General features: G+C 67.1%; 11 protein-coding genes. 6 read left to right on the top strand and 5 right to left on the bottom strand.

The features are described from left to right. Positions 1–463: 463 nt before the first annotated feature. The 5 genes from ribA to VHC04_RS10745 all read left to right on the top strand — a co-directional run bounded on the left by ribA (position 464) and on the right by VHC04_RS10745 (position 6,600). Positions 464–1,624, top strand: coding sequence for a GTP cyclohydrolase II (gene ribA / locus VHC04_RS10765; protein WP_325680938.1), 1,161 nt, complete (start codon positions 464–466; stop codon positions 1,622–1,624). Positions 1,625–1,837: 213 nt separating this feature from the next. Further along, positions 1,838–2,092, top strand: coding sequence for a DUF3126 family protein (locus VHC04_RS10760; RefSeq protein ID WP_325680936.1), 255 nt, complete (start codon positions 1,838–1,840; stop codon positions 2,090–2,092). Between the two features lie 37 nt (positions 2,093–2,129). After that, positions 2,130–2,741, top strand: a complete 612-nt coding sequence (gene eda / locus VHC04_RS10755) for a bifunctional 4-hydroxy-2-oxoglutarate aldolase/2-dehydro-3-deoxy-phosphogluconate aldolase (RefSeq protein ID WP_413789113.1) — start codon at positions 2,130–2,132, stop codon at positions 2,739–2,741. Positions 2,742–2,812: 71 nt separating this feature from the next. Continuing rightward, positions 2,813–4,699, top strand: a complete 1,887-nt coding sequence (locus VHC04_RS10750; RefSeq protein WP_325680932.1) for an ABC-F family ATP-binding cassette domain-containing protein — start codon at positions 2,813–2,815, stop codon at positions 4,697–4,699. Between the two features lie 1,097 nt (positions 4,700–5,796). Beyond that, positions 5,797–6,600: a hypothetical protein gene (locus VHC04_RS10745; protein WP_325680930.1), complete on the top strand. Its 804-nt coding sequence runs from the start codon at positions 5,797–5,799 to the stop codon at positions 6,598–6,600. A 133-nt stretch (positions 6,601–6,733) separates the two neighbouring features. Here the strand turns inward: VHC04_RS10745 and VHC04_RS10740 are convergent, their stop codons facing one another. From VHC04_RS10740 to VHC04_RS10730, 3 genes are all read right to left on the bottom strand, one after another. Next, positions 6,734–8,698 (bottom strand): acetyl/propionyl/methylcrotonyl-CoA carboxylase subunit alpha, encoded by a 1,965-nt coding sequence (locus VHC04_RS10740; protein WP_325680927.1) that lies wholly within the window; start codon positions 8,696–8,698, stop codon positions 6,734–6,736. A 5-nt stretch (positions 8,699–8,703) separates the two neighbouring features. Then, on the bottom strand, positions 8,704–10,293 hold the full coding sequence (locus VHC04_RS10735) for a carboxyl transferase domain-containing protein (RefSeq protein WP_325680924.1): 1,590 nt from the start codon (positions 10,291–10,293) through the stop codon (positions 8,704–8,706). Positions 10,294–10,448: 155 nt separating this feature from the next. Continuing rightward, positions 10,449–12,095, bottom strand: a complete 1,647-nt coding sequence (locus tag VHC04_RS10730; protein WP_325680922.1) for a flavin-containing monooxygenase — start codon at positions 12,093–12,095, stop codon at positions 10,449–10,451. A gap of 136 nt (positions 12,096–12,231) precedes the next feature. Between VHC04_RS10730 and kch the strand changes: the two genes are divergently transcribed. Beyond that, positions 12,232–13,494, top strand: coding sequence for a voltage-gated potassium channel protein (kch, locus tag VHC04_RS10725; RefSeq protein WP_325680920.1), 1,263 nt, complete (start codon positions 12,232–12,234; stop codon positions 13,492–13,494). 14 nt (positions 13,495–13,508) lie between these two features. On the opposite strand, the gene VHC04_RS10720 is transcribed toward kch, so the two are convergent. Continuing rightward, positions 13,509–14,687, bottom strand: a complete 1,179-nt coding sequence (locus VHC04_RS10720) for an isovaleryl-CoA dehydrogenase (protein WP_325680918.1) — start codon at positions 14,685–14,687, stop codon at positions 13,509–13,511. A gap of 127 nt (positions 14,688–14,814) precedes the next feature. Then, positions 14,815–15,216, bottom strand: coding sequence for an acyl-CoA thioesterase (locus VHC04_RS10715; protein WP_325680916.1), 402 nt, complete (start codon positions 15,214–15,216; stop codon positions 14,815–14,817). Positions 15,217–15,226: the final 10 nt, after the last annotated feature.

Raw genomic sequence — 15,226 nt, 5'->3', positions numbered from 1 at the left:
CAAGTTCCTCTCGCCAAAGTCGGTTGCGCCTGATTGGTTTCGGCGGCAAGCCATTTTTGCCCAGGCTGCTTTGCCACGAGGCGCCGCCTGGCGGGCTCCCCTGGCCGTATTCAACGTCGTTACGCAAGCCGCGTTCGCATCCTGTTACCCCGCGCAATGCGGCGCGCCACATCACGATTTTATCAGCACAGGCCGGTGCCTGCCGCCGCAATCCCCATATGGGGAGCCCTGACATGACAGTCACGCCGTGTTGAGGCATTTTCCCTCTGGCCCCAAAGCATGACAGAAATAGGGCTGATTCGTTCCAAAACGTAGAGAAACCCTATATTGGGATTTCCCGGTGGAATGACCGCGCGGGCGTCGAGCCGGAGCCGTGGGATCAACACCGGCCCTGGCCGGGGAGTGCCCTGGCGGCCACGGGTTGGATAAGCCCACGGGTTGGGCAGGCAAGGAGATGACACGGGTGACCGGGACTGCTGATGCCGCGCGGGACATGTCCGCCACGACCGATTCCGGCGTGCGGCATGCACTGCGCCTGGTGCACCGCGCCGCCTCGGAGCTGCGCCGCGGTGTGCCGGTGGTGCTGGCCGGACCGACGCCGTTGGTCCTTCTGGGTGCCGAGGTCGCCAGCCCGGACGCGGTGCGGGAACTGGGCTCGTTGACGCCGGTCCCGCCGGTCCTGCTGCTGGCCCCCGCGCGCGCCGCCGCCATCCTGCGCGCGCCGATGCAGCACGATTCGGAGGTGGCGGCCATCGCTCTACCGCCCGCCATCCTGGTCTCGGGAGCCTATCAGGCGCTGCCCGATCCCACCGTTCCCCCGCGGCCTGGCACGCCGCCGCTGCAGGCAGCCGCCGTGCCGCCGGGCGCCGACGCCGCTTTCCGCCTGGCGAAGATCGCCCAGCTGCTGCCCGCGGTGCTGGCCGCGCCGCTGTCCCCGGCGGCTTTCCAGGTAGGGCTGGCGGCGCACGACCTTGTGGTGGTGCCCGCCGCCGACGTGCTCGCCTATCCGGCCCAGGAAGCCGCCGGTCTGCGGCTGGTCACCTCGGCCGACGTGCCGCTGACGGACGCACCCGACAGCCGCGTGGTCGCCTTCCGCGCCGATGGCTCCGCGATCGAGCATCTCGCGATCGTGATCGGCCGGCCGGAACACTTGCCGGACGACGCGCCGGCCCCGCTGGTCCGCATCCATTCCGAATGCTTCACCGGCGACCTGCTGGGCAGCATGCGCTGCGACTGCGGGCCGCAGTTGCGCGGCGCGATCAGCCGCATCGCCCAGGACGGCGCCGGCGTTGTGCTGTATCTGGGCCAGGAAGGCCGCGGCATCGGCCTGGTGAACAAGCTGCGCGCCTATCGGCTGCAGGATCGCGGCCTGGATACGATGGACGCCAACCGAGTCCTGGGCTGGGGCGCGGATGAGCGCAGCTTCATGATCGGCGGCACCATGCTGCGGATGATGGGCATCAAGCGCGTCCGGCTGCTGACCAACAATCCGGACAAGATCGCCGGCCTGACCGCCTGCGGGATCGAGGTGGTCGGCCGGGAGGCCCACCGCATCGCGCCGAACGGCGTCAATGACGACTACCTCGCCACCAAGGCCGCGCGGTTTGGCCATATGCTGGACTGAGCCGATGCAACTGATGCGACGCGACTGACGACGCAACGGGGCCGATGCCCCAGGGAACTGATGCCCCAGGGAACTAATTCCCCGCGGGACTGATGCTCACGGGACCGATGCAGGCGGGCCGTCAGCCGCTTTCGCCATTCCGCCTGGACCACGCCCCCACGGGCAGGGTAGACGCCTCGTCCCCCTCCCATTCCACTGTTCAAGGTTTTCATCATGACCCCATCCGATATCGAGCGATTGCAGACCTATCTGCGCCGGCTGTTCGGGTCGGAGCGCATCCGCATCGTGCCACCGCCGCGCCGCGGCCTGTCGATCGAGCTGGCGATCGAGGACGAGACGATCGGCACCGTCCATAAGGACGTGGAGGACGGCGAAACCTCCTACTCGATCCACATCACGGTGCTGGAGGAAGATCTGCCCGCGCCCCGCCCGTCTCCGGCTCCCGGCCGCGTCCGGCCGATTCGCTAGGGCAGCCGCCGTGGCGCCGCAACCTGGCCTGGAGGCGATGCTGCGCCTGGCCCCGGTGATTCCGGTCCTCAGCATCGAGGACAGGGCACAGGCGGTGCCGCTGGCCAAGGCGCTGGTCGCGGGCGGACTGCGCGTGCTGGAGGTGACTTTGCGCACCGAAGCCGGGCTGGAGGCGATTCGCGCGATCACCGCCGAGGTGGCGGACGCGGTGGTGGGCGTCGGCACGGTGCTGGCGCCGGACCAATATGAGGCCGCCACGCGGGCCGGGGCCCGCTTCGCTGTCTCCCCCGGCGCCTCGTCCCGGCTGCTGGACGCCGCCAGGAATCCGCACGTGCCGCTGCTACCGGGCATCGCCACGCCGTCCGAGGCGATGGCGCTGCTGGACCGCGGCTATCGTTTCGGCAAATTCTTTCCTGCGGAGCCGTGCGGCGGCGTGGCCTGGCTGGCGGCCGTGGCGGCGCCGCTGCCCGGTCTGAGCTTCTGCCCGACCGGCGGAATCAACCTGGAATCGGCCCCCCGTTATCTGGCGCTGCCGAATGTCATCTGCGTCGGCGGGTCCTGGATGGTCGGAAGGGCCGCGGTGGAGGCAGGGGATTGGGCGGCGATCACAACGGCCGCAACGGCGGCGGCGCGGCTGCGGCAGGTCTGAATGCCGCTGCCCGGCAGATGAGCGCAATTTCACCCTGCACAGCCGGGGTGAAATTGCTTTAGACCGCGCGCATGTCCCTGCTCGTTTTGTCCGGCGTCGTCATCCGCATGGGCGGCCGTACCCTGCTGAACGGCGCCGACCTGACCATCGAGGCCGGACGGCGCATCGGCCTGGTCGGCCGCAACGGCGCCGGCAAGTCCACCCTGCTGCGCGCCATCGCCGGCGACCTGCCGGTGGATGGCGGTGACATTCGCCTGTCCAGCCGCGCGCGCATTGCCACGGTGCGGCAGGAGGCGCCGGAAGGCCCGCAATCCTTGCTGGACACCGTGCTGCAAGGCGATCCGGAGCGCCTGGCCCTGCTGGCCGAAGCGGAAGACGCCGCCACCGACCCGCACCGCCTGGGCGAAGTGCACGAGCGGCTGCGCGCCATCGGCGCCGACAGCGCGCCCGCCCGCGCGGCCACCATCCTCGCCGGCCTGGGTTTCGATGAAGCGGCGCAGGCTCGGCCGGTGTCCGAATATTCCGGCGGCTGGCGCATGCGCGTGGCCCTGGCGACCGCGCTGTTCGCCAACCCCGACCTGCTGCTGCTGGACGAGCCGACCAACCATCTGGACCTGGAAGCGACGCTGTGGCTGGAAAACTGGCTGGCCCGGTTTCCCGGCGCCGCGCTGGTGGTCTCCCACGATCGCGGGCTGCTGGACCGGGCGGTGGAGGCGATCGCTCACCTGGACAAGGGCAGGATCAGCCTGACGCCCGGCGGCTTCGATGAATTCGTCCGCATCCGCACCGAGCGCGTCATGCAGCAAGCCCGCGCCGCCGAACGCGTGGCGGCGGAGCGGGCGCATATCCAGTCCTTCATCGACCGGTTCCGCTACAAGGCGTCCAAGGCCCGCCAGGCGCAGGCGCGCATCAAGGCGCTGGAACGCCTGCCGCAGATCGAGACGGTGATCGAGGACGCGCCCACCCGCTTCGCCTTCCCCGAACCGCCTCGCCTGGCACCGCCGATCCTGGCGCTGGACCGGGTGACGGTCGGCTATGGCGGGGCGCCGGTGCTGCGGTCGATCTCCCTCAGCGTCGACACCGATGACCGGATCGCCCTGCTGGGCGCCAACGGCAACGGCAAGTCGACCCTGGCAAAGCTGCTGGCGGACCGGCTGGTCCCCATGAGCGGCGAGATGCGGCGTGCTCCGCGCCTGAAGGTCGGCTATTTCGCCCAGCACCAGACCGAGGAACTGGTGCTGTCGGAAAACCCGGTCGATCACATGGCCCGCGCCCTGCCCAAGGCGAACCAGACGCAGCTGCGCTCCCAACTGGCGCGGTTCGGTCTGGATGCCGACCGTGCGGAGACGCCGGTGGCGAACCTGTCAGGCGGGGAGAAGGCGCGGTTGCTGCTGGCGCTGGCGACCCGTGACGCGCCGCAGCTGCTGATCCTGGACGAGCCGACCAACCACCTGGATATCGATGCCCGCGACGCGCTGGTGAAGGCGTTGGCCGATTTCCAGGGCGCGGTACTGCTGATCACCCATGACCCGCATCTGGTGGAGCTGGTGGCGGACCGGCTGTGGCTGGTCGCCGACGGCACTGTCCGGCCATTCGACGGCGACTTGGACGATTACCGCACCTTGCTGGCCGACCGCGCCCGCCCCGCGCCGAAGGCCGATGGCGGGACGCGTCGCGATTCACGGCGCGAACGGGCGGAAATCCGCGCCTCGGTCGCGCCGCTGCGCAAGCAGGCCAAGGACGCGGAAGCAAAACTGGCAGAGCTGGCGGAGGAACGGCGCCGCCTCGAAGTCAAGCTGGCTGACCCCAAGCTCTATGAATCGCCCGGCAGCGCCACGGACATCACCGCCGCCAACGCCCGGCTATCGGCGATCCAGAAGGAGTGCGCCGCCGTGGAAGCCGACTGGCTAGCCGCGGAGGAAGCGCTGGAAGAAGCCCTTGGCCAGGCGGCGGTCTGACCAGGAGATCTGATCCAGAACCGTTGCGCAAAATATGAACGCGACTCTGCCGGTCGCGGCGCGCTTGTCACCGGATCATCACCAGGATTGATTGCCACCGCGCATGCCGTGAATGACGGCATGCGTGCATGCCTCTTGTTATTTGCCGCTGTGGAGATGATTACTGACTTGTAATACGCACCGCCTGCGGGCGACTTCCGCGGGATACATCTGCTCCGACGAAGGATGGTCTTCTGATGCGGGGACCCATGGTTCGGATAATTTTTGCGTCGACCATCATTCGAAAGAGACATATCTGAAATGTCTCCACCCGCTTGATACGGGTTTCCGCCTGTCGGTCTGCCGATAGTGTAGCCATGAGTTACAGACGCGACCAAGCCGTGTTATGGTCATTGCGTTCCGGCTTCCTCGATTCGACGGCACTGGTGCATGCGTTCTGACTGCATTTCAGTCTATCCTTTGGCATGCGGTTGTATTGCGTGTGTGAAGGCCAATGACGGTGCCGGACTCGCCGCGGGTTCCGCAGTCAAGCCCAGTGGATTTCTTGTCATCCATCCCGCGTCGGTTGCTTCGGTCAGGACTGGGTTCCCGACCTGGACCGCGCGGGATTCGTCGACTATTGGGCTCCCCGGCCGTCGGCATCGAGGTTGATGAATGAGAGTTTCTCTCATCAGCGGCGGCTGTTTGTCCGGTGTGGCGACTGGAAAAACCTGTTTCTCTCGCTTGCTATTTCATTCAACTGGCCGTAGAGAGACCGTAAGACTTGTGCGAATCGGTGCTTCCATCACCGAATTTCCACCCGCGCCTGTCACTGCAAGCGGCTACTGTGGAATTGCCTGCACCCGCAGGATACAAGATACGAAAGACGTCACTGCGTGCTGATGGTTCTTGCCAGTTTTCTCGGCCCATTCAGATGCGAACACCCACGCCACGCCCATCCGTGACGCATGAACCCGCTGGGGATTGCCTTGTCCGATAACGCGAAATTTCGTCCTGATCCGCTCGCCGGCCTCGGCCCAGGCTCCCTGAAGGAGCCAACACCTGGCACCGGCGGCACGGAACCGCCGCAGGCAGCCGCGGAGGAAGCTGAATCGGCGATGCGGCGGGCCCTGGGCCTGCTTGGAGATGGCACGCGGCCACGCGGCGATGGTGAGCGGATCGAACGGGCCGAGATGCCACCCCCTCGCACGACCGATCGGTTCGGCAATGGCGGGTTGCATCGCCGCCGCTTCGTGCAGGACGGGGACGTTCCGGTAACGGTTCTGCGCCGCGACAACGGCCATGATACGCCGTCGCACCGTGCCGCGCCGGCGGCCCCGGGACCCGCGCCCACCAGCAGCCGCCTGCAACGCGTCGAAGCCGCCCTGGCGGCGGAGACGGCGGCGCGCACGCTGGCGGACCGTGCATTGGCGGAAGCGCAGGCCAGCGTCCGCGATCTGCAGACCAAGATCGGCCATGCCGAGCTGGCAAAGAATGAAGCGGTGGAGGCCCTGCGACGAGAACGCGAGGCGATTGCCGGCCAGCAGAATGCCCTGGCATCCGTCAAGGCGGCGTTGGCGGAGGCCCTGCAACGTGCTGAGGATGCGGAGCGGCATGCCGCGGAGTTTGAGGATCTCGTCGCCGAAGAGCGTCAGCTCAGACGCGATGCCGAGAAGGCACTGAAGACCGCCGAGGCGGCCAGACAGGCAGCCGAACGACTGGTGGAAAAACAGTCGGAAGGCGCCGATACCATCGTCGCGCGGCCGGGCCGGCGCACCACCGCCACCTCCGCAACAACATCCAGGAAGCGCGGCCGCCCCCCGAGCCCCCGCCAGCCGGAGCTGCCGGAATTCGAACCGGAACCCGAACCGGTGAAATGGTGGCTGACACCGGCCAAGCCGGCGCCCCGCCGCCGCGGCTGAGTGGAGGCCGGCAGGAAAAAGCCCGGCCTGGCCGATCCCCTGCCATGACGATCGTCTTGACGGACGTCAAGCCGGGCCATGGCTGAACCGGCCGTGCCGCCGGGCCCCGGTATCGCCCGGGTATCGGTGGCGGTCAGCCCTGATCCGCATCCCCGAACGTCACCAGCACCTGCCCCTCCTGCACCATCTCTCCGGCGGCGCAAGCGATCGTGGCGATGATCGTGTCGGCGGGCGCGGCGAGGCGGAAGACGGTCTTCATCGCCTCCAGCACCACCAGCACCTGGCCGCGCGTGGCGGCATCGCCGGGAGCGGCCAGCACCTGCGTCACCATGCCGGGGATCGGTGCCACCAGGCGGTCGCCGGCGTCCTCCTCCTCGTCCCCCGCGTGCAGCGGGTCCGGCAGGGTAAAGCGCCAGGTCATGCCGCCATCCCGCAGCGTGACGATATGCTGGTGCATGACGCCCGACACGGTGCGCCAGTCGCCGTCCAGGCACACCCGAAGCCGCACCGGATCAAGTGGTTCGGCATGCGCCAGGATAGTGCCGATGCGCCACGCCGGCCCGTCACGGACGACCTGCACCGGATAGACCGCATCGCCATCGTGGAAATCCATCACCCGCGCCGGGGTCATGTTCACCCACCATTGGTCCCGCGCATCCCACGGATCGGCTGCCGGCGCGGTCTGCTCCGCGGCGAGCACGGTCAGTGCCGCCATCGCCAGCACGTCGGGTGGTGGCTTCCCCTGCGCCGCCAGCAGGGTGTCGCCCTCGCGCGCGATGAAGCCGGTATCGATGCCACCGGCGGCGAAGGCTGGATGGGCGATGATCCGGTCCAGCAGGTCCAGGTTGACCGTCACGCCAGCAACAATCGTGTCCGCCATGGTCAGGCGCAGCCGCCGCAACGCCGCTTCCCGCGTCGGGCCGTGGCAGATCAGCTTGGCCAGCATCGCGTCATAGTGAACCGACACCGTGTCGCCGGTGCGAAACCCTGTATCCACCCGCACGCCGTTGCCCTGAGGCGGCGTTTGGAACAGGGCCAGAGTCCCGATCGAGGGTGCGAAATCCCGGGACGGGTCCTCGGCATAGAGCCGAGCCTCGATGGCGTGACCACTGATGAAGATGTCGGATTGCGCGGCGGGCAGCGGTTCCCCCGCGGCGACCAGCAACTGCCACTCCACCAGGTCGAATCCGGTGATCATTTCAGTGACCGGATGCTCCACCTGCAGGCGGGTATTCATCTCCAGGAAGTAGAATCCATCGTCATCAGCAACGAACTCGACCGTGCCGGCGCCGACATACCCCACCGCCTTGGCGGCGGCGACAGCGGCAGCGCCCATGCGGGCCCGTTGTGCATCGGACAGGCCGGGCGCCGGCGCCTCCTCGATCACCTTCTGGTGGCGGCGCTGGGCGGAACAGTCCCGCTCGAACAGATGCAATGCGTTGCCGTGCGTATCGGCGAAGACCTGCACCTCGATATGGCGCGGCCGTTGCAGATAGCGCTCGATCAGCACACGGTCATCGCCGAAGGCCGAGGCCGCTTCCTGGCGCGCCGACTCCAGCGCAGCGGAGAACGCGGTAGCGGCGGTGACCACGCGCATGCCCCGGCCGCCGCCGCCGGACACGGCCTTGATGACAACCGGAAAGCCGATGCGGGCAGCCTGGTCGGCGAGGAAGTCCGCCTCCTGCCGGTCGCCGTGATAGCCCGGCAGCAGCGGCACGTCGGATTGCGCCATCAACGCCTTGGCGGCGGCTTTCGAGCCCATCGCACGCATTGCCACGGCCGGTGGCCCGACGAAGATGATCCCGGCCTGGGCGCAAGCCTCGGCGAAGGCCGGGTTTTCCGACAGGAAGCCGTAGCCGGGGTGGATCGCCTCCGCCCCGGCCCGCTTTGCCGTGTCGATGATGCGGGCGATGTTCAGATAGCTGTCCCGCGCGGGGGTCGGCCCGATCGGGTACGCTCTGTCAGCGGACTGCACGTGCAGCGCATTGGCATCGGCCTCGGAAAACACCGCGATCGTTTCGATCCCCATGCGGTGCGCGGTGCGGGCGATGCGGCAGGCGATCTCCCCCCGGTTGGCGATCAGCAATGAACGGAACATCGCGGTCACATCCGGAACACGCCGAAGCGCGTTTCCTCCAGGGGTTGGTTCAGGGCGGCAGACAGCGCGAGACCCAGCACACGGCGGCTGTCGGCGGGATCGATGATGCCGTCATCCCACAGCCGCGCGCTGGCGTAGTAAGGGTGACCCTGGGTCTCATACTGGGCCCTGATCGGCGCCTTGAACGTCTCTTCCTCGTCCCTGCTCCATTTCTCGGAGCCGGCTCGGACGGTCGCCAGCACGCCGGCCGCCTGTTCGCCACCCATCACCGAGATGCGGGCGTTCGGCCACATGAACAGGAAACGCGGGTCATAGGCACGGCCACACATACCATAATTGCCGGCGCCATAGCTGCCGCCGATGATCATCGTCAGCTTCGGCACGGATGTGGTGGACACGGCGGTGACCAGCTTGGCGCCGTCCTTGGCGATACCGCCGGATTCGTATTTGCGGCCGACCATGAAGCCGGTGATGTTCTGCAGGAAGATCAGCGGAATATTCCGAAAACTGCACAATTCAATGAAATGTGCGCCCTTCAGCGACGACTCCGAGAACAGGATGCCGTTATTGGCAACAATCCCGACCGGATAGCCGTACAGATGGGCGAAGCCGCAGACCAATGTCGTGCCGTAGAGTCTTTTGAACTCTTCGAAGTTGCTGCCATCCACGATGCGCGCGATCACTTCCCGCACATCGTAGGGGGCGCGCAGATCGGCCGGCACCACGCCATGCAGTTCCGCCGGATCATAATGCGGCGGCTCCGGATGCCGCCGGTCCAGGGCGACCGACCGGGTCCGGTTCAGCCCGGCGACGATGCGCCGGCAGATCGACAGCGCGTGGTGGTCGTTGCGTGCATAATGATCGACCACGCCCGAGGTGCGGGCATGCACATCGGCCCCACCAAGGTCCTCGGCCGACACGATCTCGCCGGTCGCCGCCTGCACCAGCGGCGGGCCGCCCAGGAAGATCGTGCCCTGCTTGCGGACGATGATGCTTTCGTCGCTCATCGCCGGGACGTAGGCCCCGCCGGCGGTGCAGCTTCCCATCACCACGGCGATCTGCGGGATGCCACGCGCGGACATGTTCGCCTGGTTGAAGAAGATGCGTCCGAAATGCTCCCGGTCCGGGAAGATCTCGTCCTGCATCGGCAGGAAGGCCCCCCCGGAATCGACCAGGTACAAGCAAGGCAGATTGTTCTTCAGGGCGATTTCCTGCGCGCGCAGATGTTTCTTGACCGTGACGGGGAAGTAGGTGCCACCCTTCACTGTCGCGTCATTGGCGACGATGACGCATTCCCGCCCCTCCACCCGGCCGATGCCGGTGATGATGCCGGCGGCCGGGACATCCCCGCCATAGAGCCCGTGCGCGGCAAGCTGGGAGAGTTCCAGGAATGGGGAGCCGGGGTCGATCAGGGCCGCCACCCGCTCGCGCGCCAGCAGCTTGCCGCGGGCGATGTGACGCTCCCGCGCCGCGGCGCCGCCGCCCTGGGCGATGGCGGAGACCTTGGCGCGCAGATCATCCACCAGTGCGCGCATGGCGGCCGCGTTGGCGGCGAACTCCGGGGAACGCGGGGTCAGGTCCGATCGCAGCAGCATCCGATGTCCGTCTTGCGGTGGGGTGGCCGGACGAATGGTCTAGCGTCGCTTCGATGGTGGGGGAAGAGGAGAGCACCGCCTGCCCGGCCTGCGCCGAGACGGGTTTCCGCCATGCAGGCTCCCGTCCTCCGGCCGGCGTGGACCGCCGGTAGCGGTCAGCTCAGCGTCATCCCGGCGTAGCCGGCGGCGGCCACCTCTTCACATTTCTGCCGATATTGCGGCGCGCCGCCCTGATACTGCAGGACACGCCGGATGTTGCGGCCCTCGACATTGGTGTTGATGCCGGTCAGCCACGAATCGACCTGGGTATAGAGCATCCCCGAAGCCAGCTCCTCCACATGCCTCGACCAATCCGCCTCGGCGTCCGCCGTCGGTTCGATGCGGGTGATGCCGTGGCCATGGGCATAGCCCAGCAGGTCGCCGACCCATTCGACATTCTGTTCGATGCAGCGGGGGATGTTGCAGCGGGTGGAGGCGTTGTGCGGCCCGACGATGGTCAGCATGTTGGGGAAGCCGGCGGACATCAGGCCCAGATAGGTCTTCGGCCCGTCCGCCCAGTGATCGGCCAGCCTGATCCCGCCGACGCCGCGGAAATCGATCCGGTCGAACGCGCCGGTGATGGCGTCGAAGCCGGTGGCGTAGATGATCATATCCAGCGGATAGTCCGCATCGCTGGTCTTGATGCCGGTTTCGGTGATCCGCTCGATCGGGGTTTCCCTCGTGTCGACCAGCCTGACATGCGGCAGGTTATAGGCCTCGTAATAGCCGGTTTCCTGTGGCACGCGCCGCGTGCCGAAGCCGTGATTCTTCGGGATCAGCTTCTCGGCCACCGCCGGATCCTTCACCCGCTGGCGGATCTTGCCGGCGATGAAGTCGCTGAACAGCGCGTTCGCCTTCGGATCTGTCAGCATGTCACGGAAATTGCCCATCCAGACGCCGAACCCGGGCTCGCCGTAGAGCTTTTCCCAGAATGCCAGACGTTCCTGCTCCGACACCTCGAACGTGCCGCGCGGGTCGGTATCGTGGATATAGCAGCCGGGCGTCCGGCGCAGCAGTTCGAACATCGCCGGGTACCCGGCCTTGATCTTCGCCTGCTCCTCCTCGGTGATCTTGCGGTTGTGCAGCGGCGTGCACCAGTTCGGGGTGCGCTGGAACACGGTCAGGCTGCCGCATAGCGGGGCGATGGTCTGGATCACCTGCACGCCGGTCGCGCCGGTGCCGATCACCGCGACCCGCTTGCCGGTAAAATCGACCGGTCCGTGCGGCCATTTATAGGTGTGGTAGGACTCCCCCTTGAAATCCGCCACGCCCGGGATGTTCGGCATCTGATATGCCGATAGCGGCCCGATCGCGGTCACCAGGAAGCGCGCCGTCGCGGTCTCCCCACCGTCCAGGGTCACGGTCCAGGTGCGCGTGGCATCATCATAGGTAGCGGCGATGACCTTGCTGCTGAAACTGATGTCGCGCCGCAGGTCGAACCGGTCCGCGACATGGTTCAGATACCGCAACGTCTCCGGCTGCGGAGAGAAGTGTTCGGTCCAGTTCCAGTCCCGCAGCAACTCCTCGGAGAAGGAGTAGCCGTAGGTATAGGATTCGGAATCGAACCTGGCACCGGGGTAGCGGTTCCAGTACCAGGTGCCGCCAACGCCGGTGCCGGTTTCAAAGACCCGCACGGACAGGCCGAGCTGGCGGAGGCGGTAGAGCTGGTACAGGCCGGCTATACCGGCACCGATGATGATGGCATCGAAGGTTCCTGTCCCCGCGACCCGCCGATCGGCCGCGACGATGTGCGTGTCCGGCATGTAGTCCCACTCCCTTGTCTGGTCGGGCGGAGTATCGGGAGACTCGATGCCAAGGACAAGGGGAACGGGGAACGCGGACCGGCCGCGCCGGCGCGTGTGCTCGCCACCCGGCGCCGCTTCCGCTAATCAGCACGCCATGCCGAGTGCGCCCTCGCTTACCCCGTCGCTGAGCCTCCGCCGCTTCAGAATGCTCTGGCGGCGCGTCTATCATCGCGGGTGGCTGGACCTGTGGTTTCCGCAATGGCCGATCGCGCTGGCCGTGGGATTTGCGGGCAGCCTGGCGCTGCTGCCCGCGATCAACCGCTACCTGGACGCCTACCTGCATCTACAGTTCGCCGGCCTGATGGACTCGCTGCACCCGCTGGCGGAGGACGTGCCGAAGCTGATCCTGCGCGGCGTGCCGAACGCGGTTATCGGCGTCTTGCAGATCGTCATCGCCATCGGCCTGGTGCTGCGGTCCCGTCTGGCCTGGATCACCGCCCTGGTGATGACCCTGGCGCAGATCGTGACCGCCATAGGCTATGACCAGCAAGCCTTCTATACACCGGAAGTGCTGTATGTGGTGGCGCTGTTCGTTGCCCTTACGGTTTCGGGCAGTACCTTCAATCGCTCCTCGGTCGCCGCCGGCACGCTTTTCGCCTTCGCCTCCACGCTGCTGCTGCTGAGCTACGGCGTTCTCGGCTCGCTCTTCCTCGGCCGGGGCTTCGATCCGCCCATCAACGATCTGCAACAGGCGGTTTATTTTACGATCGTGACAATGAGCACGGTCGGCTACGGTGATATCCTGCCGAAGAGCGACGACACCCGGTTGTTTGTCGTCTCTCTCATCGTGGTGGGAATAACGGTCTTCGTGACATCGCTGTCGGCCCTGATCGGTCCGATTCTGCAAGGCCGCCTTTCCCATATCCTCGAACCCAGGAGGGTGCCGAAGATGCGCCGCGTCGATCACTACATCATCGCCGGGACCGGGCCGCTCGCCCGCAACACGGCACGCGAGCTGGTGCAACGTGGCCTCGGCCTCGTCGTCATCACCGACGACGAGACGGAGCGCGTGGACGGCGCCGAGATGGAGGTCGGCGACGCCACCGACCTGGATGTGCTGCGCAAGGCCGGTGCCGAAAGCGCCCGGGCGGTGCTGGCACTGTCGGAGGACGATGCCGAAAACGCCTTCGTCATCCTCGCCTTGAAGGACCTGGACAGCACGGCCAGGAAGGTCGCGGCGGTGAATGCGCGCAAGAACATGGACCGGGTGCGCCGCGTCCAGCCGGACATGATCATGGCCCCCGCCGTCTTCGGCGGCGAGGTGCTGGCGATGGCATTGACCGAGGAGAAGATCGACGGCGAGAAACTGATGGAGCGCTATCTCGATGTGATGGGCTCGCTGCAAAGCAAGAACTGACCTGGCCCGGCGTGTCACGCCGTCTCCGCAAACAGCTCCCGCCCGATCAGCATCCGCCGGATCTCACTGGTGCCGGCGCCGATCTCGTACAGCTTGGCGTCCCGCAGCAGCCGGCCGGTGGGATAGTCGTTGATGTAACCATTGCCGCCCAGCGCCTGGATCGCCTCCAGCGCCATCCAGGTCGCCTTCTCGGCGGCGTACAGGATGGCGCCCGCCGCGTCCTTGCGCGTCGTCTCCCCGCGGTCGCATGCCTTCGCCACCGCGTAGACATAGGCGCGGCACGCGTTCATCGTCGTGTACATGTCGGCCAGCTTGCCCTGCATCAACTGGAACTCGCCGATCGCCTGGCCGAACTGCCTGCGTTCGTGCACATACGGCACCACTGCATCCATGCAGGCCTGCATGATGCCCAGCGGGCCGGCGGAGAGTACCGCCCGCTCATAATCCAGGCCGCTCATCAGCACGTTCACGCCGCGGCCGGGCTGGCCCAGCACGTTCTCCTCCGGCACCTCGCAGTCCTGGAAGATCAGCTCGCAGGTGTTGGATCCGCGCATCCCCAGCTTGTCCAGCTTCTGCGCGGTGGAGAACCCCTTGAACCCCTTCTCCACCAGGAACGCGGTGATGCCACGCGGCCCGGCGGCCGGATCGGTCTTCGCATAGATCACCAGCACATCGGCGTCCGGCCCGTTGGTGATCCACATCTTGCCGCCGTTCAGGACGTACCGGTCGCCCTTCCTGTCGGCTCTGGTACGCATCGAAACCACGTCGGACCCCGCCCCCGGCTCACTCATCGCCAGCGCCCCCACCCTGGTTCCGTCGACCAGGCCCGGCAGGTAGCGCCGCTTCTGGTCTTCGTTGCCATTCCGGAAAATCTGGTTGACGCAGAGGTTGGAGTGCGCGCCGTAGGACAGCCCGACCGAGGCCGAGGCGCGGGAGATCTCCTCCATCGCCACGACATGTTCCAAGTACCCCATGCCGGCGCCGCCATAGTCCTCGGACACGGTGATCCCCAGCACACCCAGCCCGCCCAGCTTCGGCCACAGATCCATCGGGAAGGCGTTCTCCCGGTCAATGGCGGCGGCGCGCGGCGCGATCTCATCGGCGGCGAACGCTTCCACCGACCCGCGCAGCATGTCGGCCGCCTCCCCCAGGTCGAAGTTCAGGCTGGGCAACCGGTTGGGCAGGCTGGCCATGACGCGTCCTCATCCGTTCGTTCACTCCGTGGCACACTGCCCCAAGCCGAGCGGGGACGCCAAGGACCACGTTCGGTGCGTGCCGTCGGCATTCCACGCATCGCCACGGCCAATCCCTGATCGGCCCTCAGGCCACGTCCTCCACGGCGGGCAACGGCCGTGGCCGGCCGCCCTCATCCACCGCCACCATCACGATCTCGGCAAACGTCACCCGCTGCCGCTCGCCACGGTTCTGTCGCAGCACCCAGGCTTCCACGCCGATGGTCATGGACGTCCGGCCGGTCCGCAGCACCTTGGTGTAGACACACACCACGTCACCGACCTTCACCGGCTGGATGAAGCTCAGATTGGAGACCGCCGCCGTCGCCACGCGCCCATCGGCCCTGGCGCCGGCGGCCACCCCGGCCGCTACATCCATCAGCGACATGATCCAGCCGCCGAAAATGTCGCCGTTCGGATTGGTGTCGGCCGGCATCGCCACCGTCCGCAACGTCAATTCACCTTGCGGCTGTCGAACGTCGGCTGTCATGCGCATCTCC

Origin of the sequence: Rhodopila sp. (assembly GCF_035548095.1) — a bacterium.
GTDB lineage: Bacteria > Pseudomonadota > Alphaproteobacteria > Acetobacterales > Acetobacteraceae > Rhodopila.
The sequence above is the reverse complement of the archived record's forward strand: the minus strand, read 5'-3'. Positions and strand labels throughout refer to the sequence as shown.